The organism is Pseudomonas sp. FW215-R2 (genome assembly GCF_058789255.1).
On sequence record NZ_JBYTBO010000012.1, the window covers coordinates 100693 to 126203 of the forward strand.

Annotated in this window: 33 protein-coding genes and 3 pseudogenes; 16 read left to right on the forward strand and 20 right to left on the reverse strand. The window is 57.5% G+C overall.

The genetic code is table 11. The annotated features are described in order from the left end of the window. Positions 1-15: 15 nt before the first annotated feature. Both AC3WRD_RS17925 and AC3WRD_RS17930 read right to left on the reverse strand, forming a co-directional pair. Positions 16-774, reverse strand: coding sequence for a sulfite exporter TauE/SafE family protein (locus tag AC3WRD_RS17925; protein ID WP_102621602.1), 759 nt, complete (start codon positions 772-774; stop codon positions 16-18). Positions 775-883: 109 nt separating this feature from the next. Continuing rightward, positions 884-1627 (reverse strand): NYN domain-containing protein, encoded by a 744-nt coding sequence (locus tag AC3WRD_RS17930; RefSeq protein WP_102621601.1) that lies wholly within the window; start codon positions 1625-1627, stop codon positions 884-886. A gap of 367 nt (positions 1628-1994) precedes the next feature. Between AC3WRD_RS17930 and mug the strand changes: the two genes are divergently transcribed. Then, complete coding sequence (gene mug / locus AC3WRD_RS17935) at positions 1995-2501, forward strand: G/U mismatch-specific DNA glycosylase (RefSeq protein WP_102621600.1); 507 nt, start codon at positions 1995-1997, stop codon at positions 2499-2501. On the opposite strand, the gene AC3WRD_RS17940 is transcribed toward mug, so the two are convergent. Beyond that, positions 2474-3106: a TetR/AcrR family transcriptional regulator gene (locus AC3WRD_RS17940; protein WP_102621599.1), complete on the reverse strand. Its 633-nt coding sequence runs from the start codon at positions 3104-3106 to the stop codon at positions 2474-2476. The genes mug and AC3WRD_RS17940 overlap by 28 nt on opposite strands. A 112-nt stretch (positions 3107-3218) precedes the next feature. Here AC3WRD_RS17940 and AC3WRD_RS17945 point away from each other — a divergent pair, with 112 nt between their 5' ends. Next, positions 3219-3875 (forward strand): O-methyltransferase, encoded by a 657-nt coding sequence (locus AC3WRD_RS17945; RefSeq protein WP_102621598.1) that lies wholly within the window; start codon positions 3219-3221, stop codon positions 3873-3875. 145 nt (positions 3876-4020) lie between these two features. After that, positions 4021-4524 (forward strand): hypothetical protein, encoded by a 504-nt coding sequence (locus AC3WRD_RS17950; RefSeq protein ID WP_102621687.1) that lies wholly within the window; start codon positions 4021-4023, stop codon positions 4522-4524. Between the two features lie 18 nt (positions 4525-4542). On the opposite strand, the gene AC3WRD_RS17955 is transcribed toward AC3WRD_RS17950, so the two are convergent. From AC3WRD_RS17955 to AC3WRD_RS17975, 5 genes are all read right to left on the reverse strand, one after another. Further along, a complete protein-coding gene (locus AC3WRD_RS17955; RefSeq protein WP_096821740.1) occupies positions 4543-4923 on the reverse strand; it encodes a c-type cytochrome in 381 nt (126 codons plus the stop codon). 77 nt (positions 4924-5000) lie between these two features. Beyond that, complete coding sequence (locus tag AC3WRD_RS17960) at positions 5001-5378, reverse strand: hypothetical protein (protein WP_256580641.1); 378 nt, start codon at positions 5376-5378, stop codon at positions 5001-5003. Positions 5379-5863: 485 nt separating this feature from the next. Next, positions 5864-6514, reverse strand: coding sequence for an SMI1/KNR4 family protein (locus AC3WRD_RS17965; protein ID WP_102621596.1), 651 nt, complete (start codon positions 6512-6514; stop codon positions 5864-5866). Positions 6515-6613: 99 nt separating this feature from the next. Then, positions 6614-7006, reverse strand: coding sequence for a hypothetical protein (locus AC3WRD_RS17970; protein WP_096821744.1), 393 nt, complete (start codon positions 7004-7006; stop codon positions 6614-6616). Between the two features lie 33 nt (positions 7007-7039). Then, entirely contained in the window at positions 7040-7384 is a 345-nt protein-coding gene (locus tag AC3WRD_RS17975; protein WP_102621595.1) for a hypothetical protein, read from the reverse strand. A gap of 185 nt (positions 7385-7569) precedes the next feature. Here AC3WRD_RS17975 and AC3WRD_RS17980 point away from each other — a divergent pair, with 185 nt between their 5' ends. Both AC3WRD_RS17980 and AC3WRD_RS17985 read left to right on the forward strand, forming a co-directional pair. Further along, positions 7570-8493, forward strand: a complete 924-nt coding sequence (locus AC3WRD_RS17980) for a LysR family transcriptional regulator (protein ID WP_102621594.1) — start codon at positions 7570-7572, stop codon at positions 8491-8493. Between the two features lie 108 nt (positions 8494-8601). Further along, positions 8602-9327 carry an alpha/beta fold hydrolase gene (locus AC3WRD_RS17985; protein ID WP_102621593.1) on the forward strand — a complete coding sequence of 242 codons (726 nt, stop codon included), beginning with the start codon at positions 8602-8604 and terminating at the stop codon, positions 9325-9327. 51 nt (positions 9328-9378) lie between these two features. Here the strand turns inward: AC3WRD_RS17985 and AC3WRD_RS17990 are convergent, their stop codons facing one another. After that, positions 9379-9837: a hypothetical protein gene (locus AC3WRD_RS17990; RefSeq protein WP_102621592.1), complete on the reverse strand. Its 459-nt coding sequence runs from the start codon at positions 9835-9837 to the stop codon at positions 9379-9381. Between the two features lie 221 nt (positions 9838-10058). Between AC3WRD_RS17990 and AC3WRD_RS17995 the strand changes: the two genes are divergently transcribed. From AC3WRD_RS17995 to AC3WRD_RS18010, 4 genes are all read left to right on the forward strand, one after another. Next, positions 10059-10523, forward strand: coding sequence for a MarR family winged helix-turn-helix transcriptional regulator (locus AC3WRD_RS17995; protein WP_173861379.1), 465 nt, complete (start codon positions 10059-10061; stop codon positions 10521-10523). Positions 10524-10544: 21 nt separating this feature from the next. Continuing rightward, positions 10545-10763: a hypothetical protein gene (locus tag AC3WRD_RS18000; RefSeq protein WP_146013094.1), complete on the forward strand. Its 219-nt coding sequence runs from the start codon at positions 10545-10547 to the stop codon at positions 10761-10763. 122 nt (positions 10764-10885) lie between these two features. Then, positions 10886-11407: an AidA/PixA family protein gene (locus AC3WRD_RS18005; RefSeq protein WP_102621591.1), complete on the forward strand. Its 522-nt coding sequence runs from the start codon at positions 10886-10888 to the stop codon at positions 11405-11407. Positions 11408-11741: 334 nt separating this feature from the next. Next, positions 11742-13052, forward strand: coding sequence for an ArnT family glycosyltransferase (locus AC3WRD_RS18010; protein WP_102621590.1), 1311 nt, complete (start codon positions 11742-11744; stop codon positions 13050-13052). A gap of 33 nt (positions 13053-13085) precedes the next feature. Here the strand turns inward: AC3WRD_RS18010 and AC3WRD_RS18015 are convergent, their stop codons facing one another. The 4 genes from AC3WRD_RS18015 to AC3WRD_RS18030 form a co-directional block, all read right to left on the reverse strand. Next, on the reverse strand, positions 13086-13427 hold the full coding sequence (locus AC3WRD_RS18015; RefSeq protein ID WP_256580639.1) for a hypothetical protein: 342 nt from the start codon (positions 13425-13427) through the stop codon (positions 13086-13088). Between the two features lie 43 nt (positions 13428-13470). Beyond that, positions 13471-13827 carry a DUF7079 family protein gene (locus AC3WRD_RS18020; protein ID WP_102621589.1) on the reverse strand — a complete coding sequence of 119 codons (357 nt, stop codon included), beginning with the start codon at positions 13825-13827 and terminating at the stop codon, positions 13471-13473. 63 nt (positions 13828-13890) lie between these two features. After that, positions 13891-14313 (reverse strand): DUF4952 domain-containing protein, encoded by a 423-nt coding sequence (locus tag AC3WRD_RS18025; RefSeq protein ID WP_102621588.1) that lies wholly within the window; start codon positions 14311-14313, stop codon positions 13891-13893. 214 nt (positions 14314-14527) lie between these two features. Next, positions 14528-14887, reverse strand: coding sequence for a DUF6124 family protein (locus tag AC3WRD_RS18030; RefSeq protein WP_096821752.1), 360 nt, complete (start codon positions 14885-14887; stop codon positions 14528-14530). A 649-nt stretch (positions 14888-15536) separates the two neighbouring features. Between AC3WRD_RS18030 and AC3WRD_RS18035 the strand changes: the two genes are divergently transcribed. From AC3WRD_RS18035 to AC3WRD_RS18060, 6 genes and pseudogenes are all read left to right on the forward strand, one after another. Further along, positions 15537-16112, forward strand: coding sequence for a hypothetical protein (locus tag AC3WRD_RS18035; RefSeq protein WP_102622269.1), 576 nt, complete (start codon positions 15537-15539; stop codon positions 16110-16112). 689 nt (positions 16113-16801) lie between these two features. After that, positions 16802-17011 (forward strand): annotated as a pseudogene (locus tag AC3WRD_RS18040) (hypothetical protein); the annotation flags it as partial. Between the two features lie 54 nt (positions 17012-17065). Beyond that, on the forward strand, positions 17066-17836 hold the full coding sequence (locus AC3WRD_RS18045) for an Lcl C-terminal domain-containing protein (RefSeq protein WP_256580655.1): 771 nt from the start codon (positions 17066-17068) through the stop codon (positions 17834-17836). Between the two features lie 57 nt (positions 17837-17893). Then, entirely contained in the window at positions 17894-18262 is a 369-nt protein-coding gene (locus tag AC3WRD_RS18050) for a hypothetical protein (protein WP_256580656.1), read from the forward strand. A gap of 55 nt (positions 18263-18317) precedes the next feature. After that, positions 18318-18557: pseudogene (locus tag AC3WRD_RS18055) on the forward strand (helix-turn-helix domain-containing protein); the annotation flags it as partial. A gap of 3 nt (positions 18558-18560) precedes the next feature. Continuing rightward, a pseudogene (locus AC3WRD_RS18060) lies at positions 18561-18890 on the forward strand (DUF4158 domain-containing protein); the annotation flags it as partial. Between the two features lie 75 nt (positions 18891-18965). On the opposite strand, the gene phnE reads toward AC3WRD_RS18060, so the two are convergent. From phnE to AC3WRD_RS18085, 5 genes are all read right to left on the reverse strand, one after another. Then, the gene (gene phnE, locus AC3WRD_RS18065; protein ID WP_102622271.1) at positions 18966-19733 is read right to left on the reverse strand and encodes a phosphonate ABC transporter, permease protein PhnE; all 768 of its coding nucleotides are present in this window, start codon (positions 19731-19733) and stop codon (positions 18966-18968) included. Next, positions 19730-20557, reverse strand: coding sequence for a PhnE/PtxC family ABC transporter permease (locus AC3WRD_RS18070; RefSeq protein ID WP_102622272.1), 828 nt, complete (start codon positions 20555-20557; stop codon positions 19730-19732). Before AC3WRD_RS18070 ends, phnE begins: the two co-directional genes overlap by 4 nt. Next, on the reverse strand, positions 20551-21348 hold the full coding sequence (locus AC3WRD_RS18075; RefSeq protein ID WP_102622273.1) for a phosphonate ABC transporter ATP-binding protein: 798 nt from the start codon (positions 21346-21348) through the stop codon (positions 20551-20553). Before AC3WRD_RS18075 ends, AC3WRD_RS18070 begins: the two co-directional genes overlap by 7 nt. After that, positions 21345-22199: a putative selenate ABC transporter substrate-binding protein gene (locus AC3WRD_RS18080; protein ID WP_102622274.1), complete on the reverse strand. Its 855-nt coding sequence runs from the start codon at positions 22197-22199 to the stop codon at positions 21345-21347. Before AC3WRD_RS18080 ends, AC3WRD_RS18075 begins: the two co-directional genes overlap by 4 nt. 100 nt (positions 22200-22299) lie before the next feature. After that, a complete protein-coding gene (locus AC3WRD_RS18085) occupies positions 22300-23196 on the reverse strand; it encodes a LysR family transcriptional regulator (protein ID WP_102622275.1) in 897 nt (298 codons plus the stop codon). A gap of 164 nt (positions 23197-23360) precedes the next feature. Here AC3WRD_RS18085 and AC3WRD_RS18090 point away from each other — a divergent pair, with 164 nt between their 5' ends. Further along, complete coding sequence (locus AC3WRD_RS18090) at positions 23361-24110, forward strand: SDR family NAD(P)-dependent oxidoreductase (RefSeq protein ID WP_102622276.1); 750 nt, start codon at positions 23361-23363, stop codon at positions 24108-24110. A 15-nt stretch (positions 24111-24125) separates the two neighbouring features. Here the strand turns inward: AC3WRD_RS18090 and AC3WRD_RS18095 are convergent, their stop codons facing one another. Both AC3WRD_RS18095 and AC3WRD_RS18100 read right to left on the reverse strand, forming a co-directional pair. After that, a complete protein-coding gene (locus AC3WRD_RS18095) occupies positions 24126-24788 on the reverse strand; it encodes a paraquat-inducible protein A (RefSeq protein ID WP_102622277.1) in 663 nt (220 codons plus the stop codon). Next, positions 24785-25381, reverse strand: coding sequence for a paraquat-inducible protein A (locus AC3WRD_RS18100; RefSeq protein ID WP_102622278.1), 597 nt, complete (start codon positions 25379-25381; stop codon positions 24785-24787). The genes AC3WRD_RS18095 and AC3WRD_RS18100 overlap by 4 nt, the downstream gene beginning before the upstream one ends. Positions 25382-25511 lie beyond the last annotated feature (130 nt).

Here is a 25511-nt window from a genome sequence, read left to right on the forward strand (position 1 = left end):
GACCTGAGAATTCACTCAGGCCATGTATCCCTCGACACCATCCCACAACAGTTTCAGCGCCGTGACTACCAGCAAGCCATAACAGGCGCGGTACATCTGGCGCTGATCCAGTCTGGCGTGCAGCCGCCAGCCCAGCCAGACCCCGCTGGGTACGGCGAGCAGGCTGACGAACATCAGCGTCAGGACGTTGCCGCTGGGTTTGGCCAGCAGCAGCCAAGGTACGGCTTTAAGCAGATTGCCGACCGTGAAAAACAGGCTGGTCGTTCCGGCATACATCTGTTTGCTCAGGCCTAGCGGCAACAGATAGATTGCCAGCGGCGGCCCGCCGGAATGCGCGACCATGGTCGTGATGCCCGATGTAAGGCCGGCGGCCAGCGCTTTGGGCGATGAGCGCGGCTTCACGCGGACTTCTCCACCCGCCTTGAACCACAAACCGACAAACAGCAGGGTGACCACCGCCATTACGATGGCGATCGCTCGGTGATCCAGCACCCGAAAAAGCAGATAACCCAGGCCGATGCCGACGACCAGTCCTGGTACCAGCAGGCGCAGATCCGGTTTCGACCAGGTTGAGGGCTTCCAGTAGCGCAGACTGAACAAGTCCATGGCGACAAACAGCGGCGCCAACAGCCCGCCAGCCGTGATCGGGTCCATCACCAACGACAGCAACGGAATCCCGACAATCGCAAAACCACCGCCGAACGCCCCCTTCATGAAGCAGATCAGGAACACGCCGGCGAAGGTGACGAGGAGGGTGGTGATGGTCAGTTCCAAGGTTTTCGCTCACTTCATGAGGGCGGGAAATGGCCATAATTTCACTCATGATCTGCGCGGTTAACAGTTACAGTTTTGAGGTTATTCCGTGGGCCAGTTGCCGGGCGGATCATGGGTTTGAACCCAGATCGATACTGTGGTCATTGGATGCGGGTCGAAGCTTCGGCTTCGGGCATGTGGAGCGCAATCCATCGATGTGCTCCATCAACCCATCAGGAATGTTCTGCCACATCGGATCAAGTATGAAATCAACGCCTTCGCGGCGAGCCATCTTCGCCGCCGGTACAAAGTCTGCATCACCCGCAATGAGGACGATCTGATCGACTTGTTGCTTGAACGAAAGTGATGCGACATCGACGCCGATTCTCATATCAACCCCCTTTTGTCGGGTGTCTATGCTGACGTCGGTTTCTGTCAGGTCGGATATCTGAATTTTGCCTTTGAGCAGTTCGGCGATTCTTGAGGGTTTGATTGTCCATTTCACATCTTTCGATAGATGTCCCAGCCGCAGGGCCAGTTTGCGTTTGCTTCGCAACCGAATATGTAGCTCTCTACGAAAAACCGCTTCTTTGGATTTGGAGAAGTCCACGAATTTTTTCGTTATGGGGTTGTGCTGCTTTGTGTCCAATGGAGGGCAGTCGTAGAAAAATATTCTATAAAGCTCTTTTCTGGGACGTTGCTGCGGCCCTGAAGGCAGGCCACTTTGACCAGAGAAGGCTCTGGACATCAGGTGAGCTGTTGCCCATCGGTGTACCAGATCGGCAGCGCGTTCGGCATTGAATGCGTTGTGAGGTTCTATCCTTCGAAATCGCTTGATGAAGTAGGCGCCGTCAACCAGAACCGCTGTGGGCATACGTTCTTCCTGAAAACAAAAACGCCCAAGGGTTTGGCACGTCCTGGATGGTTAGGACGGCTTACTGCCTTGGGCGGGATGTGGGTAGGTTAGGGAGCGATGACGGTGCCGTCAATCGCGCCTTCTTTGTTTTGATCAAGGCCTGCCCATCAATCTTGAATGTGCTTTTCATTCTGTCGATGAGCAGGGACCGGGGGAAAGATAAAGCCTAAGGAATTGGCCCACAAGCCAGCACTTTCTGACGTATTTGTAGGTTTTTGCGCAAGGGCTTGTAGCTTGAAGGAATGGGGTATGACTGTTTTGAACGGTCAATATCAAAACACGCAGTCGTACAGATTGGAGTATCTGCAATAAAGGGGAAAAGTTGATGCTTGAAGACATCCTGACCGAAGGCCTGTCCGTAGTGTTCTGCGGGATCAATCCCGGCTTGCTGGCGGCGGAGCAGGGGCATCACTTCGCCGGACGAAGCAATCGCTTCTGGCGCACGCTGCACCTGGCCGGGTTCACACCGCAAGAAGTGAGCCCGGAAAACGATTGCTCGATCCTGCAATTTCACTGCGGGTTGACTGCGGTGGTCGAGCGGGCGACGGCCCGGGCGGATCAGTTATCGGCGGACGAATTCACCGCCGCCGCTGCGAATTTCGAACGCAAGATCGCCCGGTATTCGCCGCGCTTCGTGGCGTTTCTCGGCAAGGCTGCCTATGCCGGGTTGTCCGGGAAAAAGTCGATTGAATGGGGGCTGCAAAACACCCCGTTTGGCGGTGCGGCAGTGTGGGTTCTGCCGAATCCCAGCGGCCGCAATCTGGCGTTCAACCAGGAACAATTGGTGACGGCGTATCGACAGCTTTACCTGGCATCGAGCGAAACCACATAAGCACGAAACATGTCGGCCATCGCCTCCGCACGCGCGGTGATTTCGTCGTCAGTACGCGGGCTGAGTGAGAAATCCTTCCCCACCGAACTGAGTGTGGCCAGGATCAGATCGCAGGCCAGCGTACGAGTGGATTCGCTCGCCTCGGGCAGCAATTCAACCATGAACGCCTCAAAGGTTCGCTTGCCCGCCGCCCGTACTTCATGGGCCTCGGGCGCATCACGATAAAGCGGCGCCGCGTCACTCAACGCACCGCGCATCTGCGCCTCCTCACACTCCGAACGGATAAACGCATGCACCAGCGTGCGCAGACGATCCAGTGGCGATGCTTCCCGATTTTGCAGAATCCGCTGCAGCATCTCCGTGGTTTGCAACCACTCATCACTCTGCAACCGAAACAGAATCGCCGCCTTGTTCGGAAAGTACTGATACAGCGAGCCCACGCTCACGCCAGCCTTCTCCGCAACCCGCGCCGTGGTGAATCGGGCCGCGCCTTCCTTGGCCAAAACCTGAATAGCCGCCTGCAGAATCGCGGAAACCAACTCGGCGGAGCGGGCCTGTTGCGGCTGTTTGCGTGAGGAAATACGGGCAGTCTGGCGGTCGGTCATGGTCATCTCAGGCGTGAAAAGGGAATGCGAATAGCGAATCGGGCCATTCGCTCGCATCATTTAAACGCGACGAATCATTCGCATTTTAGCCCTCGACTGACGGAAAACCACCATGACAACCTTGACCACTGAACCCCTGGCAACTCTGATCGAACGCCTCTACACCCAGGCCAGCGCCGCCACCAGTCCGCTCCTGAACACCGTGTCAAACGAAGAACGCGAGCGCCTGATGCACAGCAAAACCGAGTACCGCGAGCTGTACGGCATGCTCAAAGACCTGTGGCTGCCTGTCTCCCGCGACACCGGCAAACTGCTGTACATGCTGGCCCGTAGCACCCAGGCCAAAGCCATTGTTGAGTTCGGCACCTCGTTCGGCCTGTCGACCCTGCACCTGGCAGCGGCGCTGCGGGACAACGGCGGCGGTGTGCTGATCGGCAGCGAATTCGAACCGTCGAAAATCGAACTGGCGCGGCATCACTTCGTTGAGGGTGGCGTCAGTGATCTGATTGAAATCCGCGAAGGTGATGCACTGGTGACCTTGGCGAGCGACCTGCCGGAAACGGTCGATCTGTTGCTGCTCGATGGCGCCAAGGCGTTGTATGGCGATGTGTTGAATCTGGTTGAAAAACACCTGCGCCCCGGCGCACTGGTGGTGGCCGACAACACCAATTACTGCCCGGAATACCTGGCCCATGTGCGCTCGCCAGAGAACGGTTACCTCAGCGTGCCGTTTGCCGATGACATTGAAGTGTCGATGCGGTTGGGCTGAGCGGTGGCATCCGAAATGCCGCGAGGGTGCGTGTTGCTTCAGAAGCGGACCTTCGAGGCATTTTCCGGTTTGATCTTTCATGCGTGCGACAGGATTCGTCTATCGTCATGAAGACCAACACATGGCCAGGATCAGGGAGCTGATCATGAATCGTCAGGACGACCTCAACATCATCTGGAAGCGAATATTCTGGATTTTCATAGCCCTGTTGTTGCTGGCGATTGCCGTCACTTACAGTCTGCCCGACTACAAAGTGCCCTTTATCGTTTGTATCGCCGGGAATGTCGGGGGCTACGTAGGGTTTCACAGACGACTGTCGATACTGACCGATCCGGAAATCGAAAACCTCGCCAAGTCATGGTTCGCTTTGATACTGCCTTCATTCATCGGCGGGATACTGGCGGGGCTCTTGTACCTCTTGTTCCTTTCCGGTGTTATCAGGGGCGACCTGTTTCCGGTGATCGTTCCGGACGACGATCCGAAATGTTTGAAGCAAATCTTCAACGATATTTTTTGCCAACATGCGGAAGGGTACGCGGCCTACGCCAAGTTGCTGTTCTGGTCATTCGTGGCGGGCTTCAATCAGGACTACGTCGTTGACCTGATTGAAAACATAAAAGGCACCGACAAAAAGACTGACCAAGGCTGAAGGGTACTGTTGCCCGGCTTAGTGCTGCTTTTTTGAAATGACATCGTTCATGTACTGATTCAAATCGCGAAAATCGCTGACGCTCCAGGCGTGCGGCGGGATCTTTACACCATTCTCGCGCAAGGTTTTTGGAATCAGGTCGCCGTTCGGGCGAAGGATGATCGAGGACACGATCACGCCCGGGTAATCATTCAGCCGCTTCTTGAAGGCAGGTGTTGTCAGATCAGGTGTCGGAGGATTGCTTTTATGGGCCAATGGCCCGGTTCCCTTGATATCGGGTCCGTGGCACACGGCGCATCTCTGTGAGTAGAGATTCTTTCCGTTGAGGTTGTCCGCAAAGGAAGGGCCTGTTTGAGTGAGTAGCAAAATGGCCAGTAAAGAGAAGACTGATGTTTTCATTTTTATAGGTCGATATTGATGGGTTTTGACGATGAAACGCTTCACTCGCTTCAGAAGTTGACGCGAATGACGGATAGCTACCCGCCGCTGTAATGAATGAGCAGGGCGATAAAAACCACAAAAGGTGTGTACAGCACCAAACCGCCGACGACGAGTGCCCAGCCCCAGGCAAAACCGCTTTCGCCCTTGAAACGACCGCCACTCAGCAGGCGCAGCACGAAAACGCCAACCTTGTAAGCCAACACGTTGAACAGGAAATCCACGATGAAATCCATTTTTGGTCCGGTGCCTCCCTGGGTGCTCATATTTTTACAATCTCTCTCACAGACCAATTCGTCATTGCTGTCATAGCAGATAACTCCCGCTTTTGGTCCACTTCGGGCGGTGCCGACCGGCTGTGTTGGGTTGTTTTCTTCTGTCTCGCGGCGGGCAGAAGATGGCTGATAGCAGTCCACACTCATTAGCCCTTTGCAGGCATTTAGTCACCCGACTTGCCAGCGCAATGCCACGGAACTTCTTGGAACGCCCCGCTGGTGGTCAGTATTGAGCCGAGCTCATAAATGAGTTGCCTATTGAGAGTGGCATTATCGGAGCACTGGTCGGCTTCTCCGAACGTGCTCCAAGAGTCGCTATCAATTCGAACAGTTCCAAACTTGCTTTCTAGATGGGAGTGGGATGCCCAAATGCCATGCTCAGTGGTGCTGACTGAGAATCCCAATGGCGCCAGTACCAGGCGGAGCGCCTCCTGGAACCCAATATCCGATGGCTGTGGATAGAACTCAATTAGCAGTTTGTTGCTGCCATAGCCTTGTCTAATCGCGAAAGCGTACATGACCGTCCTCTTGAAGTATTTCGAGCACGTTGCACCGTCTGGAGTGAAAAAAGGGGCATGATTTGTTATTTGAAAAAAACCAGCTCCCTTTTAAGTGCTTATTCCGACTCACTCAGCACGCTGTGCCCCAAACAGAGCGGGAACCGCATCCAGAAAATGAAACAACTCGGGCACCTTGGTGTTCAAGCTTCGCGAACCATCATCTTCCTCACTGATTGCGAAGTTGCCACTTTCGAGCTGATCAACCAGCCATTCCATAAACGCAGCGACGGAGGTAGCCACAACGTATTTATCTTCTTCGTCGCTGCCAAAATTGATGACCTGACCCACGATTCCGCGCGGGCCTGGGTCCAGATCAACGCCGAGATGGTTGCCGCCGTAGTCGTAGGCGAAGGGAATCCAGTATCGATTGGCGTACAACGCCTGGACAGCGTCGGGCGTTCCAGACGTGCAGAAGGCGCTCCCCTCGGTCATTTCTTCGGGCGACCACTCATCGATAATGTCTTTCCAGGATTCCCAATTCTCTCTGGCCTTTGCCAGTGACAGAAACTCAAGACCATAGAAAAGGCCTGAGTTCGTAGCACCGCGTTGCCCGTCATGCCACTTGTAGAGATCCTTCAGGCTGTCTGGAAAAGGCCTGCCAACCAGGTTTTCGAACTCGGCGATTGCAGCGTCCGAACATCCCGGCGCCAAATCTTCACGTATTTCAGGAATATTGGTTTCCAACCATTTTTCAAGTCGTTCCATCACTGCTTTCATTGAAGCTTCCCGGCATAAAAACGTGCACGCTAACGTAGCTTGAGGCTTTGTGAAAGGCCGGAACATCCATCGGATGCCCGGGCAATTCCTAGTGCTCCGTCAAATGCTCAACAACGCTTTGGCGAATTGACTGACCTGCTCAGGCGTCACTAAAAAAGAGCCATTCATCTGCCAATCGCAGGCGTCATCGGACGTGGAGCCCAGGTACACACGCAAGTAAATGAACCCGGGAAAGAATGGGTCCAAAGTGGCGGACAAAGAAAAGTCCTGGCTTTCAGAAAGCCAATCTTGATCGACCCCCACCTTAATCTGCGCAACCGACGCAAAAAACGCGTCAAGCGGCTGCTGGATATCCGCAGAAAATTTCTCCGACGTTATTTCTGCCTGCATCGCAGTGCCAGTGAGGCGAACCTGAATACAGCCCGACCGACCGCGTGGGCATGGCAGGATGGTCATCGTCAGCCCATCGTGTTGACTTAATTCTGCTGGCATTGCTTCTCCGTTATTGCCGTTCAATCCAGGATTTTACTGAGCATACTTTCCTTGGAATTCGTGAACTCGCTTGCTGAAAAGTAAATAGTGAGCGCCGCGCGCCAGAAGCACTGCAGCAGCAATCAAGACAGCGCTCATATAGATGCTGCTATCGATGATTTCTATGGCAGTGCCGAGAGCGCCCTGAGCAGCAATGGCGCATACGATCGCCAGAATATTGCAAGCAATCACACTTCCGTAGAAAGCAAAAAGCGAAACAGTCAATGAAAACGCTACATAGCCCAGGTTGTTTGATGCAGGCCCAAACAGGATTGGCCATACAGAATAGGCGACATACAAAGTGATAATGAGCGCAAGAAAGGCGGGTGGTCTTTTCATGTCTGGATTAGCTTTCGTCCGATTTGAATGCTGGCAAAAAACGCCGGAATACTAGCCATATTTTCAGCCGCTGTCGTTACGCGTTCTAACCGATCTTATTCCAGAACGCCTCGGCCGATACCTGTCAATTGAAGGGCGCTCACGCTATCGTGGCTCCGAACAATCAACCAAAAGGCTACAACAGGATGAAGCCCCTGGACCTGACGCGTTTCGACCTCAACCTGTTGGTGGTGCTCGAGGCGCTTTGGGCCGAAAGACACGTCGGTCGCGCCGCCGAACGATTGCACCTGTCCCAGTCCGCCACCAGTCACGCCTTGTCGAGGTTGCGTACTGCTTTCGATGATCAGCTGTTCATCCGTCATCCCCGTGGTATTGCCCCGACGCCGCTGGCCACCGAGCTAATGCCGAGAGTCGCGGCGGTGCTTGAGTCGGTCAGGCTCGTCGCCAGTCCTCGTGGCTCGTTCGATCCCAGTCGTTTACAAGCCGAACTCAACGTGGCGGCCACCGATCACGCGGTGCTGACCGTCATCGCCCCGGCACTGGCCCGGATTCAGGCCGCCGCGCCCGACGTGGTGCTGAAACTCAGGCCGGCCGATGGCGAATCCGCTCTGCGCCAACTGGACGCCGGCGAGCTGGACATCGTGCTGGGCTCGGGTTCTTTCGCCCAGACTCCGCAACGTTTTGATTGTCAGCTCGTCCATCAGGAACGTTTCGTCGGCATCGCGCGCAAGGGCCACCCGGCGCTGGTCAAGCGCGGCAAGAAGTTGCACATGGAACTGGATGACTTCGTGCGCCTGCCGCACATCTTGGTTTCACCACGCGGTGATGCTCGGGGCGCCGTCGACGAGGCGCTGGAGAGCCTCGGTCGGACTCGCAAGGTGAGCGTCACTTGCCCGAGTTTTCTGGCCGTTCCGTTCATGATCGGCGCGTCGCAATCCATCGCCGTGGTGGCCGAGCGCGTCGCCTTGCAGCTGCAAGAAACCGCACAACTGAGCCTGTTCGAACTGCCCTTGGCGCTCCCCACCTGGGAGGTGCTCGTTGTTCGAGCACGTGGGCGCGCCAACGAGCCCGCCATCGAGTGGATCACGAACATGATGATCGCCGACTGAGGCTTTATGAATCTGGTGCATCAACAGGCTGTGTAAAAGCCATTGGATCGCCTGCGTCGGTCTTCCTAGAGTTCGGTTGTCGTTCATTCAACCCGCCAGGAATACCCCATGCGCACAGAGCCCACTTTGGTCATGATCCCGTGCTTCGCCGGGGCCCCGTGGCAACTGAACCAGATGACCCACTTGCAGCATCGCCCCCTGCGCACCCTGCGTTTGCCGGACGACGTGTGCGATCTGGAAGCGTTGGCCAACGTCATCACCGACCAAGTGAAAGACCTCGAAAACTACGTGCTGGTGGGTGATTCCTACGGCGCAGTGTCCTCGATCGCGTTGGCGGCGCGGCAGCCGAAAGGCCTCAGAGGGTTGGTGCTCTCCGGCGGTTTTGCCAGGAGCCCGATCACTTCGCCCTGGCTCAAGACCCTGGCAGCCCTTGCACCATTCTTCCCTGGCCCGTTCTACCGGCAGATGACCCTTCGGATTCACGCCGCGCAATTGGCGTCGGCGTTCGACAGGGAAGGGGAGATCCCTTGGTCAACCGGCAAGAGCCGCGCCTTCTTCATCAAGGAAACGTCCCACAGGGCCTACATCAACCGCATGCGCTCGATCGAGAAAGCGGACTACACGGCGCTGCTGAAAAAGATCGACGTGCCCACACTGATTCTGACGCCCGAGGAAGACAAACTGATCGGCAAAGACGCCGCAGACGTGCTCCTCAACGGCATCAAGGGTTCACAGGAAGTCATCCTGCTGCGCACCGGGCACATGTTCAGGTTTTCGCATCCGGGGGCGTATTCGCTGGAGATCAAAAGGTTTCTGGAGCGGGTGTCGCTTTAGGTTCATGCAGCAAGACATGATCCGAGTGCCAGGGCAAAGGATGCCCCGAGCTTACCGACCGTGAGGTATGGCCCGCTGCAACCTGCCGCTCAAACGCAAGCCATCGCGCACATTCAGCCCCATCAGCGTGAGATTGACGGCCCCTGCGATGAGTTCGATGACCTGTACGATGTAAAACCACATGTCGAATCTTCCAGTGGCCGCCCATACGTTGAGCGCAATTGCGCACGGTACAAGCACCAACAGGCCATTGGCGGAAATGAACGGCATACGTTTCTTCTTTGAGCCCACCAGGCGTCCTTGCCGTGACCGGCTCAGCAGCATTCCGCTCGCCCCGGCCAGCACCATCGTCGGGATCAGCACCCAAAGTCCGGGGCTGACGATCAGGTGCTTGAGCTGGGCGATCGACTGCCGGGCTCCCATGGTTTCGACAAGAATCGTCGATAGAAAGAAAGTGGCGATGCAAAACAGTGCCAGCATGCTGGCGGTCAAGTGGAGTCGTTTCAGCATTTATCGAATACCGTCAGTCAATTGGGCGTTACTCAAGCGGTACAGATGTTCGGCACCGCGACCTTGGTAAACAGATGCGGCATGGCCATGGCGCTGGAGGGGTAACGGTTCAGCTAGAAAGCATGATGACCTCCAGTTTGTAAACATGATGACAATGTGGTGCGAGGTGTCGAAACTTTAGTTAATTGACACCATGGTGTCAATATGGAAAGGTTCGCACCATGAAGAAGCCAAACCACACCCCCGCTGGGCGCGCGATGACTGATCTGGTCCTTGAACTCTTTCGAGCAAGTGCACGAATGATCACGGCAGGCGATCGCCTCGTAGCAGAAATAGGTCTCACAAGTGCCCGCTGGCAGCTCCTGGGAACGATTGTCAATGCCGATCGGGCGCAACCCGTCTCATGGATTGCTCGCGACATGGGCGCGAATCGCCAGAACGTTCAGCGGATCGTCAACGATCTCGTGAAGGATGGGCTGCTGGAGTTTCAGCCGAATCCTCACCATCGCCGAGCGCAGCTGGTTGTGCTGACGGATGCCGGAAGAGAAGCATTCGAACGTGCGATGAGACTTCAGGCGCCCTGGATCAACACACTTTCGGAGGGGCTGGACGTCGATGACATCCAGACGACCCATAATGTGCTGAACCAGCTCCGTAACAGGCTTGAGGAAGACCAAAGGGACTAACCCGCCGATATCCGGAACCCAATGCGGATCGATATAGCGCTGAGAGGGGACGTATTTATTTTTCCGGAAATAGATACGTCCCCTTTTTACTATGCGGCACTTGCCGACAACGACTGTGCGCCTTTGCCAGCTCAAGCAGTCAGCGAACATCCAGAAAACGATGACGAGATTGGCCAGCAGAGAAGCAAATCAAAGCCTTGGTCAGTCCGCATCACACCGCGTTTATTTCGCGTCAACTGATCGCACGTTGACACCATAAAGCCATCTCCTATTGTTCTCCGCAGACCGCATCCAGGGACCGGATGAGCCGGACAGCCTTTGCGGGCGCGGTCGTTTATGCCATTCCAACAAGGAGCAGCAAAATGTCCAGTGCGACCAATACTTACGACGTGCTCGTCAATATCGATGCCGATTACCTGATTGCCCATCCCAACGACGTCGGCGGTGCGATTTCCATGCTGGTGACGCGCGATGCCGTCGATCCGCATGCCAGCGGCAGCACCGGCGAAGGCGGCAACGAGTTGTGGATCGATGTCAAAACCGGCGACAACATCCGCTGGCGTGCCACCACGCTGTCGCGCAACTTCGACCGCATCGCACAGATCAAAAACGTCCAGCCAGGCGACCCGCACCAGGGTGGCGATTACAAAGGCACTATCTCGACACCGGTCTCTTTCAACGTGCCCGGTGTGGTGATCTATCTGAACAAGGGGGCTCCCGGCGGTATTTCCAAAACCGATGTGACGTACAGCCTGTGGCAAGCCACTGCTCTGAACCCAGGAAAACTCTGGTACACCATCACTTTCGCGCTGTACGACCGTGACCTGAACCAGATTGGTACAAACCACACCTGGGATCCCTATATCACCGTCAATAACCAGTAACTGAACAGCAAAAAGCCCGGCTAGATACTCTTCGTCAGTGACGAAGGTGTCTGGCCGGGCTTTTTATTGATTTTCGTTAGTCTCGTTCAGGGAATGTTGGGGCGCGTAATGCTTGAATAGTCCTAGCCGTGGGCTAGGCTCAAATTCAACTTTCCAGAGAGCAGGACTTCATTTTCAGCATTCGCGTGCTTTCCGGACTGGAGCCAAAAAGAACAACTTCACTAAAGGGTTACCGATGGATCGATATGATGCCCCGCTTGTTGTAGAGCGCACTTGGCGGGCAGGCATGTTGAAGGGATTGATTATACGAAATCCATGCCTGAGCATTTTCTTCATGACGCTGGCCGTGTTCATGGTGTTGCAGTACAAACCTGCCGTCCTCAACTACACAACACGCTTTGTCGACTTCGCCGATTACATGCTGGCGAACGGCGTCACGCTGTTTCCCATTGCCGACGACCTCAAACCCTATCCCGACTATACGGTTCTCAACACCTTACTGGTCTATCTGGCTTCCTTGCCGTTTGGTCGTGTCTCCATTCTTTCAATGGGGCTGCCTTCCTGCATTGCCGCCTCCCTGATGCTGGTATTCATTTATCGGCTGGGGGCGTTGCACAGCAAGAAGTGGGGCGCGTATGGCGTACTTTTCAGCCTGTTGACCTGGGCCTTTCTGGACGGCGTGAACTCACTGGCACTTGATATCTATCCGGCCCTGTTTACGTTGATCTGCTTCTACGTTGCCTATTCGGCCGAGTTGAAAAAAGACCCACGTCGCCTGGTGTTTCTGTTCGTGGGGCTGGCACTGGGTTTTGCGTTTCGTGGGCCTATCGGCTTGATCGGGCCCGCCTGTGTCATCGGGGCTTATTACTTCCTGAGCCGCCAATGGCGCATGTTGCTGCTGTTTTCATTCCTCTCGGGCCTGATTCTGGCCGCCGGGGTTGTGCTGCTGGCATGGGCCGCGTACTTGCAAGGGGGGCAAGCGTTTCTCGTTGAAGTCCTGAACATGCAAGGAATAGGGCGCTTCGGCTCCGACCACGCACCGCGCTATTACTTCTACTTCTCCGCAGGCCTGTTTACTTACGGTTTTACGGTGTTTTACGCCATCAGCGTGATTCTGAAGAAGTACAAGTTGTTCTTCAGTTCGACCCGCCATAAAGACATCGACCTGCTGCTTTATCTCACCGGGTGGCTGTTGGTACTGCTTGTACTGTTCACGATCCCAAGCTCCAAGAAAGCACGCTACATACTGGCAATCACTCCGGCCATTTCCCTGTTGGCCGCCTACCTCTTTGTCAGCCATGAAGCGGCATTCGTACGCGCCAAAAATGGATTGATGCAGTTCTGTCTCAAGTTACCGGCGTTGGGTTTGGGCCTGCTGTTGTCGGTGCTGGTATACAACAACTTCGCGGAAGTCCCATTACAGCCCAACTACCTGGGCGCAGGCCTTGGGCTGTTTGCGCTATTGAGCTTCTACCATGCCAAACGCGAGTACCTCGCCGAGCATCGCTACCGTGAGTTCATGACGCTGTCGTTTGGGGTAGGGGCCTTTCTGATACTGGATATGTTCTTCTTCAACCCCATCACCTACCACCTGGAATTCATGATCGAGCCCACGCCGAAGTTTCTGCCGTATTGGTTTTGGTGAGGTGACAGGAGGATTGAGGCGTTTTAGAGAGCCTCAATCCTTCTCAGGGCATTTGAAGCCCCAGGAATAAATCTTCATGTCTTTGACCTCTTCCCCGACAGTCGCCACGCCCAGGCAGACGCCATTCCTGACGTAGTTGAAACTGCAGAATTGAAGACCAACCGTGCACGACTCGACTTCAGTGAAGCCTTTTCTCTGGAGGATGTTTTCGACCCCGTATTCACCTGTGTAGGTCGGGTTCGGCTTCCAGCCGTTTTTGATCAAGGCCTTTCGGGCGTTTACAAAGGGCATGTGTTCTTTGATCGGGACGTCCGTTGCGTGGGACAGGGGGCTGATGCAGCAGAGAAGGCTGATGAGGAGTGGTTTTAGTTTCATTTGATGGTTCTGACAGAGCCTCTGTGATTTTTCCCGATTGCATTCAAAGTCTGGAGGAGATTTCCTTCCAGATGTAGCCGTAGTTGTACTGCAGCCAACGAACCAATGCCTTATCGAATTGCCGGCGAAACCAGTTACGTTTTCTTGCCGCCAGCCTTTCCTCTATCGAGACTCTGAGTAAATCGGGATCGAACCCCGTCCATACCGGGGGGACGGCTGCCACAAGGTTGGTGAAACAAACCGGTGCGACCTCTTCATAAAGGATTTCGTAAACTACGTCAGGATCGATGTCTCTAACCTTATCCGCGATATAGTCATATTCGACCGGAAAGTCGTTGAATGGCCAGGAGAGTGCAGCTCTGACTTCGGACAGCTGCGGCTCACTCAGAAAATGTCCCAATGTGAAAACTCCTCCGACGAGCAACCGCTTTTTTGGATTGGTCCGAATCGGGCGACGTTGTGTTTAGGTTTCCTCAGTGAAGAGGGAAACGTTGATGTAGAAATACTTTATGTCTGACCACGAATCCCGTTTGTCTATTGGCGTCTCTTCGGACCCCATACCCAGCATGTACCCCACATTTGTTTTTTTATCGCGATAGAAGAACGGTGCCGAATCCCATCCGCAACACATGTGCTGAAGCTTTGGCAGACCGAAGCTCTGATTCATGTATCGCTCAGCTTCAAGTGCATCAAGGCCTTTTACTCGGTAGCGAGCAAGGAAAGGTTTTCCTTGTATGTCGTTGTCCTGGGTGCACTCCAGAAGCTCAACAAACTCAGGTTTGTCGCTGAGTTTTGCTAAAAAGTCCTCACAGTGCGGTTCGGCCTTTGCGCAACCGGCCAAGACAAATAGCACTCCGAATAGGGGGCCAAGGAACAACCGTTTCATCTATTTCTCCACGACCCCATTTCTACTAAGACCCCGCGCAGCACCAGAGCTATTCATAGAGACTTCACCGAGTGAGCGAAGCGAATGGTACCCGAGCCTGACGCAGTAATGGACGCTCATGATGCAACATTCTGAAAACTGAACGGGCGTCAGACAACCCACACAAATCGCGCTGTAGAAGCAGCCATCGACTGCTTCTATAGACACCGACCGGTTACGCGACCTCGACGTGATCCAGCGCCTGATTCACCGCCAGCTCGGCAATCATCACCACCTGCGCGATACCCAGCGCCGTCTTGCGATTCGAGGGATCGAGCAGGGCGGCGAAGTTACTGAGCATCTCGCTCGCCGAACTCAGGGTTTCGCTGGCATTGGCCAGCAAGCATTCAGTGTTGTACTTCGGATTGGCCAGGTACATCCGCTCAGGCTCGTTGCAGGACGACATGACCCCGGCGGCGGGGAAGAGGTAGTGATCCAGCGCACGCTCGGCGGCGTCGTGGAGTTTTTTGGAGTTGGGGGATTCGTAGGGGGAGGTTGGGTCGGTTTCGGGTGGGTTGGGTGTTGGTTTGATCATGGTGAAACTCCTACATCGTCAAATGGGAGCCGACACTCTCGCTACCAAACGATGGGTGGCGGCCATGCTCAGGTTGGTAGACCGGGACGTAGGAACCGGCGCGCCCGAAGACGCCCTGTGCATGACCACCATGACGCGGAGCCTTTCAGACACTGCACATCATGATGCTTATGCAACCTACGATAATCCGGGGCTACCAAACCCCGTCACTGTTTTTCAGTGACCGGGAAACGATAAGACCCGCGTCGTAGACGCACAAGCCGGCGGATTCTGGCGTAGTCGTAGGCAATGACGCAAGGCGTTGTAGCCTTGGGGAAGTTACGGCTGGTGACTTTAAACGTGGCTGTGTAAATCGCGGATAATTGACATGAGGGACTTGAGTCAGCTTACCTATCAAGGTGCGATTCATGATCGCGTTGCTCGTTGCGAGCGTCCGCTATCGGCCAAAAGCGGCCGTTCGCAAGTGGCCGCTAACGGCCAGAAGCTGACTGTCGTGGACGGCTGTGAATGACCACGCCAGGTTTCATAATTGAGTTCATCGAAAAGTAAAACCTGTCCTAGACTTCAGCCAGACAGTGGCTGACTACGCCGCCTATGGAGCAATACATTAAGTCTTTAACCTTTGCGTGCTTAGCACAAGGAATGCACCATGCAGGTATACGACGACCCAGGCCTGAAAGTTGAAGTGAATGTAGATATTAGCGATATCGGCAACAGCCTTAGCCAAGTATTAAATGACGCAATCCGATTCACTATAAAGGCTGAGAGCGGCCATGTAATACAATTCAAATGTAGAACACTTAAGTGGCTGGATGGGCCTGAAAAAGGTAGTTATGACTCGGGTATCCCCGGTTACTCTGCAAGCCCAACCGACCTTCAGTGGTCGGTTGATGTTGTGCAAGGGCAGACTGTAAGCCCTTACTATGATGATGGAGGCGCATGCAAACGCGGAGGTGGTGTGACGGTCATTGCTGATCAGCCAGGTGTAGACCAGACGATGAATTTTCATTTTCAAACTGAACAGGCCTACCCGACCAAAGATTTATTCTGCGCAGCCAGTATTATTATCGCCAATAACAGAGTCACTCATGTGGTCGCATGGACTCGCACGGGCACGGAAGAAAATACTTATTACCGAACAGTTGTCAGAACGCTTACTTTTCTCTCTTTACCTTGGCGAACTATTCTAATCAGGGATGGGTTCACAGTTCCTGCCCTGGCTTAAGGATTGTCTGAGGTAAATGTAAGCGATCCTTAAACCCCATCTGCTCCAGGATGGGGTAACTGTTTACGATGGCATTTGCGGGAAGCGGAACAAGTCGAACGTCGGTTATTGGCGAAGCTGGGGAAAAAGGGGACTGATTTATTTCTTAGAAAATAAATCAGCCCCCTTTTCTGCTAATCGATCGACTAGGGATAGTGTTCACAATGGATGATCGAAGTTGTTCGAGCTTACGATACCTAGAAAAGCGCTTGCAGTTGCTGGATACTCCCGATGGCGCCCCAGGTGGCATTACACGAGCATATGTGCCCGATGGAAGAGCAAGTACAATGCATGAGGCCGACCTTCAAGTCCGCAGCAATCTCGCCAGTACGCGGTACCGTCCCAAGCCCCGAGCGCTCTGCGCCATGGTTCGTGCTTCCGGAGTGGTGGCTTTCCGGAATCGACTTCGATCCGAACAGAAATCCAGCGCGATGACCGTGGTGCGTGTCGCAGCCACAGTGATCTTCATGCTTGGGCTGGGCGCAGTGTCTGCCGCTGCGCAGCCGTCAGCAAGCACCGCAGAACAGATAACAATGAGGGTGCCGCCCACCGGAGCGCGCGTATGCCTGGGGTGGCAGCAAGGCCAAACTCCGGCGCCTCAATCGTGTACAGCTTCTGGGCCGCTGACCTTAGTACCAAAACAGGATGGCATGTTGCGTGCAGGCCGTCCCGACTACGAGACGGTGGCTGGCCAACCTTTGAGCTCGTGCGTGCGGGATCGGGTGTCCGGGTTGGTCTGGGAGGGCAAGCCAGATAGCGGCAGACCTGCGTTCATACGTAGGCCGATTGGCCCGCCCGACCTGGGCTATAGCTCGCTGGTCAATACCTACGGACCGCACAACCAGCCGACACCAGGAAGCCGGGCCAATACCGACGCTTATTCTTACTATGGCGATGGACGGCCGGGTGACGCCATGGCTTATGTGGCACAGGTGAATACGATGCGGTTGTGCGGCTTTACCGATTGGCGCCTGCCCACGGTGGCTGAGCTGCAGGGCTTGATCGATATGGACGAACTGATCAATGTACTGGCCGATAAAAGGCCCCCAGAGGCGGCCGTCGATGTGCAATGGTTTCCCAACACCGTGTCGGGGAATTACATGACCTCCGAGCCTGCCGATATGACCCGCATATGGTGCGTAAGCTTCGACTCCGGATCTGTCAACAGGTGCCACCGCAGGATGACAAGCGACACTGCGCCGTTGTTTGTTCGCTTGGTGCGCGGCCCCGAAGCTCCGGAGGCAGGGCGCTATCGCGCAGTAGCCGACGAACGCGGCGTGCCCGGCGGCGTGGTTGAAGACCGCCACACCGGCCTGGTGTGGCGCCGCTGTCAGGAGCCTCAAGTATGGAGCGGCCAGCGCTGCATCGGGATGCCTGTTCGCTACCGCTACCTGCGAGCCTTAGTAGACGCCAGCGCGCAACCGGGCTGGCGCCTGCCCACCATCAAAGAAGTCAACAGCCTTGCAGAGCGTTGGTTCAATATAGTGAACATACCCGCTGCCGATTTCCCGGCGTCCGGAACATCGCCGCTGCACGAGGGCTATTGGACTTCTACCGTCTGCAACGGTGGCTCCGAGACGCGGGACAGCAGTTCATGGGTCAGGGTCTGGGTGTTGTGGCGCGACGGCAACACTACCTGCGAGCCGCTCGTTTTGAACCTTGAGGTCCGACTTGTACGTGAGTGAAGTGCGATTTCCAGTGACCACGCGTTTCCATATATTCCTATGGGCACAAGAATATCCGTGAAAAGCATTATCATCGCTGTTGTAGGGGTTATGGCGTCGATCTTGGCAAGCTCCACGCAGGCTTCCAGCTGGCAGGTCTGTAAGTTAGAAGTAGAGATCATCGCGAGGGGGAAGCAGCCCTACCCCGAACTCCAGGGCCGTGTGGCGTCAGTTAAGGCTGACCCCGCAGACGCTCAGTGCCCGAAGACAGGAACGGTGATCACCTTCGAGCCGGAGAGCGCCGACTGGCAAAGTATGATCCCGCGTAAGCTCTGGCCTGCGTCCGGCCAATGGGTAAGGATGCGTTACCAATACCTGGATGGCATCTGCAAAGGCGACGGCAACAGCCACCCTTGCAGGATCGAGCATTACCCGATGGACTGGTGAAACGGCGTCAGCTATGCACCAGCACTTGCATCGCCACACGCAACGGCGCCGGCGACTACCGGTGATGGGGGCCTTCGCCGAGTTCGAGCGCGCCCTGATCCGTGAACGGCAACGCGAGGGCATCGCCCTGGCCAAACAACGCGGTGCCTACCGAGGCCGCAAGAAAGCCCTGTCCGGAGAGCAGGCTGTTACCCTGCGGCGCAGGGCGGCGGCCGGCGAGCCCAAGGCACAACTGGCCCGCGAGCTCAACATCAGCCGGGAAATACTCTACCAGTACCTCCGCACGGATGACTGATCCATGCCGCGTCGCTCGATCCTCTCGGCAACGGAGCGGGACACCCTGCTTGCGCTGCCGGAGAGTCAGGATGACCTGATTCGTTATTACACCTTCAACGACTCCGATCTGTCGCTGATCCGCCAGCGGCGTGGCGATGCCAACCGCCTGGGCTTTGCGGTGCATCTTTGCCTGCTGCGCTACCCCGGCTATGCGCTGGGCACCGACAGGGACCTCCCTGAATCGGTGATCCAGTGGGTGGCCAAGCAGGTCCAGGCCGAGCCGACGAGCTGGGCGAAGTACGGCGAGCGCGACGTGATCCGCCGAGAGCACGCCCAGGAACTGCGCACCTACACGTCACGAATGTCCGCTTCTGGCCGAAAGCGGACCTTGGCGAACTCCTGCGTTTACTAGGTTTTACTATCCAACTTACGCCTTAACCCACCGCCCCCGACTCCAAGCACTCAAAGAGTCGACCGCAAACACCAACCCCAACATCGCCAAAATCACCGTCCCCGCCTGCGCCTCCTGAAACAAACTCAAGCTCACATACAACATCTGCCCCAACCCCCCAGCTCCGACAAACCCCAGCACGCTGGCCATCCGAATATTGTTCTCCCACCGATACAAACAATACGCCAGCAACTGCGGCGCCAAATTCGGCAACGTGCCGTAGCAAAACGCCAAAACCGGATTCCCCCCTTGCAACCGAATCGCCTTCGCCGGTTCCGGCGGCGTGTTCTCCAACGCTTCAGCAAACAACCGCCCCAACACGCCCGTGGTGTGCAGAGCCAGTGCCAGTGTCCCGGCATTCGGCCCAAGCCCGGCCGCAAGCACCATCAACGCAGCCCACACCAGTTCGGGAATGGCGCGCAGGGCATTGAGCAGCAGGCGGGCAGCACTCTGAAAAAACCAGCCAAACCGGCCAGCAGCGGGAAGCGCCAATAGCAGTCCCAGCACGGCAGCGAGGAGGGTGCCGAGGGCGGACATGGCGAGGGTTTCCATCGAGCCGCGAAGGATGGCGCTCAGGTAACCGGGGCTGAGGTCGGGGCTGAGAAAGCGGCCCACGTACGAGCCCATTTGTTTAAGGCTGGTAGCACTGCCGAGTTCTTCGAGGTCGAGGCCAAGGTAGGCGAATGAGGCAATGACGGCGGCGACGATGGCGAGGATCAGCAGCGGGTTGATCAGGCGTTTCATGCCAGCCTCCAGCGCAGCAGGCGGCTGAGTTGGTCGGCGCCGAGGACGAGCAGGAGGAAGGTCAGGAGCATGCTGGCGACTTCGCCGCCGGCGAACATGCGGATCGACAGGTCGATCTGTTGGCCGAGGCCGCCGGCGCCGACGAAGCCCATCACCACCGAGGCGCGGATGGCGCATTCCCAGCGATAGACGGTGTAGGAGAGCAGTTCTGCCGCGACGTTGGGCAGGACGCCGTAGGCGAAACTGGCCAGGCGTCCGCTGCCGGCCTGGAGCAGGGCGTGGGCCGGGCGTTGGTCGGTGGATTCGAAGATTTCGGCGTAGACCTTACCGAGCATGCCGCTGTAGGTGATCGCGATCGCCAGTACGCCCGCTGCCGGGCCGAGACCGACGGCGCGCACGAACAGCAGCGCCCAGACGATTTCCGGCACGCTGCGCAGGAAGATCAGCAGCCCGCGCACCGGCCAGCGCAGCAGTCGGCCCAAAAGGCTCGGGTGGCCGCTGCGGGAGGCGGCGGACAGCGACAAGGCGCGGCTGGCGAGCAGGCTGGCCGGCACCGCCAGCAACAGGGCCATGGCCATGCCGGCGGTGGCGATGGCCAGGGTTTGCAGGGTGGCTTTGAGCAGTAGTTGAAGAAACTCCCGATCATGTTCCGGAGGCCAGAACGTCGAGACAAACCGGCCGATTTCGTTCTGATTGTCGGCGCGCAACAGCACCCCCACATCCAGCTCGCTGAGCTGAATCCCCGGCCACAGCAAGGCAATCGCCAGCACGGTCAGCAGCAGCCGTGGCAGCGCGGCGGGGTCGCGGGTGTCGGCGCTCAGCATCGGGGAATCTGCACAACCAGCGGCGGCACGGTCGGCGCCGGGGATTGCAGTTGTTCATTGGCGTAGAGGGTGTCGAGCATCTCGCGGCTGACCTGCGCGGACGGGCAGTCGAAGAGGATTTGCCCCTCGCGCAAACCGATGATGCGCGGGAAGTGCGCCAGCGCCAGTTCCACCGCATGCAGGCTCGCGACCAGCGTGACGTTGTGCTCCCGGGCATGGCGCGACAGGATCGTCAGCGTGTGCCCGGCCAGTACCGGGTCCATGGCCGAGACCGGCTCGTCAGCCAGTAACACTTCCGGCGCCTGATACAAAACGCGGGCAATGCCGACGCGCTGCAATTGCCCGCCGGACAGTTGCTGGCATTGGCTGAAGAGTTTGTCCGCCAGATCCAGTCGCGCCAATGCCGCGCGAGCGCCGGGCACGTCGAGCGGATGCAGCAGGTTGATCAGGCTTTTGCCCAGGCTCCATTGTCCGAGTTTGCCGGCCAGCACCGCCGTCACCACCCGTTGCCGGGGCGGCAGGGGTGGCGCCTGATGGATCAGGCCGATGCGTGCGCGCAGCCGTTGCCGCTGTCGGGCGGACAAGTACCAGGCGCGCTCGCCCAGCACTTCGATGTCGCCGCTGCTGGGCCGAATGGCGGTGGCCAGCAGGTTCAACAGACTCGATTTGCCGGCGCCGGACGGGCCGATGATCGCCACCTGTTCGCCGGCCTCGATCTGCAAATCCACGCCGCGCAGGGCTTCGACGCCATGGGTGTGGCGCAGAAAACCCTGCTGGAGGCGCAAGGTCATTTCAGCAATTCGGCGGCGCGGGCGGCTTCCTCGATGCCTTTGTAGTTGTCCGGGCTGGTGGCGATGAAGCGGCTGGCGGCTTGCAGGTCGAGGATTTTCTTCTGCTCGGGGTTGGCCGGGTCGAGGTCAAGGAAGGCCTGTTTGATCTTCGCCGCGAGCGCCGGGTCGAGGGTGCCGCGCACGGTCCAGTTGTAATCGAAGTAGGTCGGGGTGGTGGCGAAGACCTTGACCTTGTTGGTGTCGACCTTGCCGGCGTCCACCAGTTTCTGCCAGACGCTGGCGTTCAGTACACCGGCGTCGACCTTGCCGGCCTGTACCCAGGCGACGGTGGCGTCGTGGGCGCCGGAGTAGCCGACGCGGCTGAAATAGCTTTCCGGTTTGATGCCGTCCTTGAGCATGAAATAGCGCGGCATCAGGCTGCCGGACGTGGACGACACCGAACCGAACGCGAAGGTTTTGCCTTTCAGGTCGGCGAGGCTTTTGACGTTCGGGTCGGCGGTGATGAATTTGCTGGTGAACTGCGCGTCCTGCTCGCGTTGGACCAATGGGATGACCTTGGGATCACTTTTCAGCTGTGCCTGGACGAAGGTGAAACCGCCGAGCCACGCCATGTCGAGGCGGTTGGTGGCCAACGCTTCGACCACCGCCGGGTAGTCGGCCACCGGCACGAACTCGACTTTCATGCCCAGTTTCTGCTCCAGGTAAGCCCCCAGCGGCTCGAACTTGCGCAGCAGTTCGGTCGGGGCTTCGTCGGGAATCGCGCTGACCTTCAACACGTCCGCGGCGTGCGCCAGCACGGCGGACAGGGACAGGGCCAAACCAGCGGTCAGTGCCAGGGTTCGCTTGAGCATGGAGTTCTCCGTTTCGTGGTCGTCTGGATCGATGCGCGGGTGATGACATTCGTCATCGGGTGCAAAGTCAGGTTAGACGAAACGGCGCGATTGCGAGGGCTCAGTCGACCTGAGCAAAACGCTCCACCAGCCAATCGATAAACACTCGCACCCGATTGCTCAAATGCCGGTTCGGCGGATACAGCAGATGAAACGGATACGCCTGTGGCCGCCAGTCCGTGAGGATCGGCACCAGTTCGCCGCGCTCGATGGCGGCCCTGACCGTGTAGCTGAAGGTGTGGATGATCCCCAGTCCCGCCAGCCCGGCTGCCAGGTGCGCGTTGCTCTCGTTGACGCTGACCAGGCCTTTGCCTTCGATCTGATGGCGTTCGCCGTGGCGCTGGAAGTTCGACGGCAGGATGCGCCCGGTGGACGCCGAGCGGTAGGTGATCATCTGATGGTTGGCCAGCTCCTGCGGATGGCTCGGCGTGCCGTGACGTTGCAGATAGTCGAGCGTGGCGCAGGTGGTCCAGGACACTTCGCCGAGGCGGCGCACGGCAAGGGTTTGCTCGGTCAGCGGGCCGCCGCGAATCACGCAGTCGACGCGCTCGCTGATCATGTCCACCGGGCGGTCGCTGACGCCCAGATCAATCTGAATATCCGGGTAGCGCTCGAAGAACTTCGGCAGCTCAGGAATCACCAGCGTCGTCGCGGTCGAGCCGCCGATGTCCACGCGAATCCTGCCGCGCGGCAGTCCCTGGGCCTGGCTGAAGCCCTGGTCGATGTCGTCCAGTTGATGCAGCAGTTGTTGCGTCAATTGGTAGTAGGAAGCGCCGTCGGCCGTGACGGTGAGGCGGCGGGTGGTGCGTTGCAACAGGCGCACGCCGAGGTGGCTTTCCAGTTGCCCGATCAGTTTGCTGACGGTGGTTTTCGGCAGGTTCAGCGAGTCGGCGGCTTTGGTGAATGAACCGCTTTCCACGACGCGGGCAAAGGTGCGGATCGCCATTAACTGATTCATCGGCTCGGGCTCAGAAGGGAAGGCAGGGCTGAGTATTGTGCATGTCTGTGCACAAACAAAACCGATTTGGCGGATTTTTCAATTCAATCCATCGGCCTAAAGTCGCTTTCAACGGCTCACCTACGACCCGTCACCTTCCTTGAAACGGTTATTGGAGACACATCATGAGCAACAGACTTGAAGGCAAAATCGCACTGATCACTGGCGGCACCACCGGCATCGGCCTGGCCTCGGCGCAGGAATTCGTCTCCCAGGGCGCCACCGTATTCATCACCGGCCGGCGTCAGGCCGAGCTGGATAAAGCGGTCGCCGCCATCGGCCCACGGGCCATCGGCATTCAGGGCGATGTGGCGAATCTGGACGATCTGGATCGCATCTACCGCGAAATCGCCGAGAAGGCCGGGCACCTCGACATCGTGTTCGCCAATGCCGGTGGCGGTGACATGTTGCCGCTGGGCTCGATCACCGAAGAGCATTTCGACCGGATTTTCGGCGCCAATGTGAAGGGCACATTGTTCACGGTGCAGAAGGCGTTGTCGCTGTTGCGCGATGGCGCATCGATCCTGCTGACCTCATCGACCACTTCGGTGCAGGGCACGGAAAACTTCAGTGTCTACAGCGCGAGCAAAGCGGCGGTGCGCAACTTCGCCCGGTCGTGGTTGCTGGATCTGAAACCTCGTCGTATCCGCGTCAACGCGATCAGCCCTGGCCCGGTGCGTACGCCAGGTCTGGCGGGGCTGGTGCCGGCGGAACATACGCAAGGGCTGTTCGATCAACTGGCATCTATCGTGCCGATCGGGCGTCTGGGTGAGCCGAGCGAAATCGCCAAGGCTGCGTTGTTCCTGGCCTCGGATGACAGCAGCTTTGTGAACGGCATCGAGTTGTTCGTCGACGGCGGCACCGCGCAGATCTGATCTGATTTAAGGCGCTTAATGCCCCGGCACTTGTTCAGTCGAGTGTCGGGGCTCGTCCGTTTCTTCGGCCGGCGCGTTATCCCAGATCAGACGCGGGTCGAAACTCATCGCCGACAACATCGTGAACACGACCACAAGGCCAAAGAACAGAATCCCCGGTCGTGGCTCAATGTCCCCCAGGGCCTGGAATTTCACCAGCGCCGCCACCAGCGCAACCACCAGCACGTCGAGCATCGACCAGTAGCCGATCAACTCGACGAATCGGTACAGCTTCGAGCGTTCCCGGCGTGCCCAGTGACTGTCCCGCTGCACGGTCACCAGCAGCAGCGTCAGCGCAACGAATTTCACCCCCGGCACCGCGATGCTGGCGATGAAGATGATCAAGGCAATGTCCCACGCGCCGTGTTCCCAGAACTCCAGCACGCCGCTCATGATGGTGCTGTCGGCGCCATTGCCGAGCAGCGTGGTGTTCATCACCGGCAGCAGATTCGCCGGCACGTAAAACGCCAGGGCAGCGAACATGTAGGCCCAGGTGCGGGCGAGCGAGTTGGTCTTGCGCCGGTGCAGCGGGGCGTCGCAGCGCGGGCATTGGTGGGGCTCGCCGGTCATGTCGCAGGCCAGTCCGCAGCTGTGGCAGAGGCAGAGGTTGAGTTCGCTGGCAGTCGGTGGTCGCTTCATAGGATGTCCCACAGTTCACGCACGTCGCGCCCGGCGATGCGGATCAGCAACAGGCTGAGCACGGCCAGCGCAAACAGGCCGATGCCGGGAATCACGTCGAGCATGCCCGCCAGTTTGAACACCGCGACCATGGCGCCGAGCAGACACACTTCGAGCATGCTCCAGGGCCGTAGCGTTTCCAGCCAGCGCATGCACACCTTGAAGGCCGGGCAACGGCGCGAGGCGAGGGCGAAGCTCAGTACCCAGATCAACAGAACCAGCTGAAAGGCCGGGGCGATGATGATCGAGATCGCCGCGACCATCGCCATGAAGGTGATCGGCCCCTGACTCAGCGCCAACACCGAATCCCACAGGGTCGCGCTGTTTTTCAGGCCCTGCATGCTGATGCTCATCACCGGGTAGAAATTGGCGAACAACCACAGCATCGCCGCCGTGAAACTCAAGGCCAGTCGTTGTTCCACGGTCAGGCCGCTATAGCGCTGGAGCACGCCGCCGCAGCGCGAACAGAGGGTTTTCTGATGTTTGGCGAGCGTGGCGTGTTTGTACACGCAGTCGCAATGCTCGCAGATGATCAGTCGATCGGTGCTGGCCATGGGCGCTCGTTGGGAGGAGGGCGTGAACCCCTTCAATATAGGCGCGTTGAGGCATTCGACAACTTTCACATCTGGAAACGCACCTTTGGTCTGGCCGGCAGACACGTCACCGGAACCGTTCCATACTCCT

Coding starts and splice junctions, on each gene's coding strand:
- AC3WRD_RS17975 (WP_102621595.1), bottom strand. CDS start 7,384: ATGAAAAGACCACCCGCCTTTCTTGCGCTCATTATCACTTTGTATGTC.
- AC3WRD_RS17930 (WP_102621601.1), bottom strand. CDS start 1,627: ATGCCCACAGCGGTTCTGGTTGACGGCGCCTACTTCATCAAGCGATTT.
- AC3WRD_RS18080 (WP_102622274.1), bottom strand. CDS start 22,199: ATGCTCAAGCGAACCCTGGCACTGACCGCTGGTTTGGCCCTGTCCCTG.
- AC3WRD_RS18085 (WP_102622275.1), bottom strand. CDS start 23,196: ATGAATCAGTTAATGGCGATCCGCACCTTTGCCCGCGTCGTGGAAAGC.
- AC3WRD_RS17985 (WP_102621593.1), top strand. CDS start 8,602: ATGCGCACAGAGCCCACTTTGGTCATGATCCCGTGCTTCGCCGGGGCC.
- AC3WRD_RS18030 (WP_096821752.1), bottom strand. CDS start 14,887: ATGATCAAACCAACACCCAACCCACCCGAAACCGACCCAACCTCCCCC.
- AC3WRD_RS18025 (WP_102621588.1), bottom strand. CDS start 14,313: ATGAAACGGTTGTTCCTTGGCCCCCTATTCGGAGTGCTATTTGTCTTG.
- AC3WRD_RS17950 (WP_102621687.1), top strand. CDS start 4,021: ATGAATCGTCAGGACGACCTCAACATCATCTGGAAGCGAATATTCTGG.
- AC3WRD_RS18045 (WP_256580655.1), top strand. CDS start 17,066: ATGGCTTATGTGGCACAGGTGAATACGATGCGGTTGTGCGGCTTTACC.
- AC3WRD_RS17965 (WP_102621596.1), bottom strand. CDS start 6,514: ATGAAAGCAGTGATGGAACGACTTGAAAAATGGTTGGAAACCAATATT.
- AC3WRD_RS17990 (WP_102621592.1), bottom strand. CDS start 9,837: ATGCTGAAACGACTCCACTTGACCGCCAGCATGCTGGCACTGTTTTGC.
- AC3WRD_RS17970 (WP_096821744.1), bottom strand. CDS start 7,006: ATGCCAGCAGAATTAAGTCAACACGATGGGCTGACGATGACCATCCTG.
- AC3WRD_RS18090 (WP_102622276.1), top strand. CDS start 23,361: ATGAGCAACAGACTTGAAGGCAAAATCGCACTGATCACTGGCGGCACC.
- AC3WRD_RS18000 (WP_146013094.1), top strand. CDS start 10,545: ATGCGGATCGATATAGCGCTGAGAGGGGACGTATTTATTTTTCCGGAA.
- phnE (WP_102622271.1), bottom strand. CDS start 19,733: ATGAAACGCCTGATCAACCCGCTGCTGATCCTCGCCATCGTCGCCGCC.
- AC3WRD_RS18035 (WP_102622269.1), top strand. CDS start 15,537: ATGCAGGTATACGACGACCCAGGCCTGAAAGTTGAAGTGAATGTAGAT.
- AC3WRD_RS17995 (WP_173861379.1), top strand. CDS start 10,059: ATGAAGAAGCCAAACCACACCCCCGCTGGGCGCGCGATGACTGATCTG.
- AC3WRD_RS18095 (WP_102622277.1), bottom strand. CDS start 24,788: ATGAAGCGACCACCGACTGCCAGCGAACTCAACCTCTGCCTCTGCCAC.
- AC3WRD_RS18010 (WP_102621590.1), top strand. CDS start 11,742: ATGACGCTGGCCGTGTTCATGGTGTTGCAGTACAAACCTGCCGTCCTC.
- AC3WRD_RS18005 (WP_102621591.1), top strand. CDS start 10,886: ATGTCCAGTGCGACCAATACTTACGACGTGCTCGTCAATATCGATGCC.
- AC3WRD_RS17955 (WP_096821740.1), bottom strand. CDS start 4,923: ATGAAAACATCAGTCTTCTCTTTACTGGCCATTTTGCTACTCACTCAA.
- AC3WRD_RS18015 (WP_256580639.1), bottom strand. CDS start 13,427: ATGAAACTAAAACCACTCCTCATCAGCCTTCTCTGCTGCATCAGCCCC.
- mug (WP_102621600.1), top strand. CDS start 1,995: ATGCTTGAAGACATCCTGACCGAAGGCCTGTCCGTAGTGTTCTGCGGG.
- AC3WRD_RS18100 (WP_102622278.1), bottom strand. CDS start 25,381: ATGGCCAGCACCGATCGACTGATCATCTGCGAGCATTGCGACTGCGTG.
- AC3WRD_RS17945 (WP_102621598.1), top strand. CDS start 3,219: ATGACAACCTTGACCACTGAACCCCTGGCAACTCTGATCGAACGCCTC.
- AC3WRD_RS18075 (WP_102622273.1), bottom strand. CDS start 21,348: ATGACCTTGCGCCTCCAGCAGGGTTTTCTGCGCCACACCCATGGCGTC.
- AC3WRD_RS17940 (WP_102621599.1), bottom strand. CDS start 3,106: ATGACCGACCGCCAGACTGCCCGTATTTCCTCACGCAAACAGCCGCAA.
- AC3WRD_RS18070 (WP_102622272.1), bottom strand. CDS start 20,557: ATGCTGAGCGCCGACACCCGCGACCCCGCCGCGCTGCCACGGCTGCTG.
- AC3WRD_RS17980 (WP_102621594.1), top strand. CDS start 7,570: ATGAAGCCCCTGGACCTGACGCGTTTCGACCTCAACCTGTTGGTGGTG.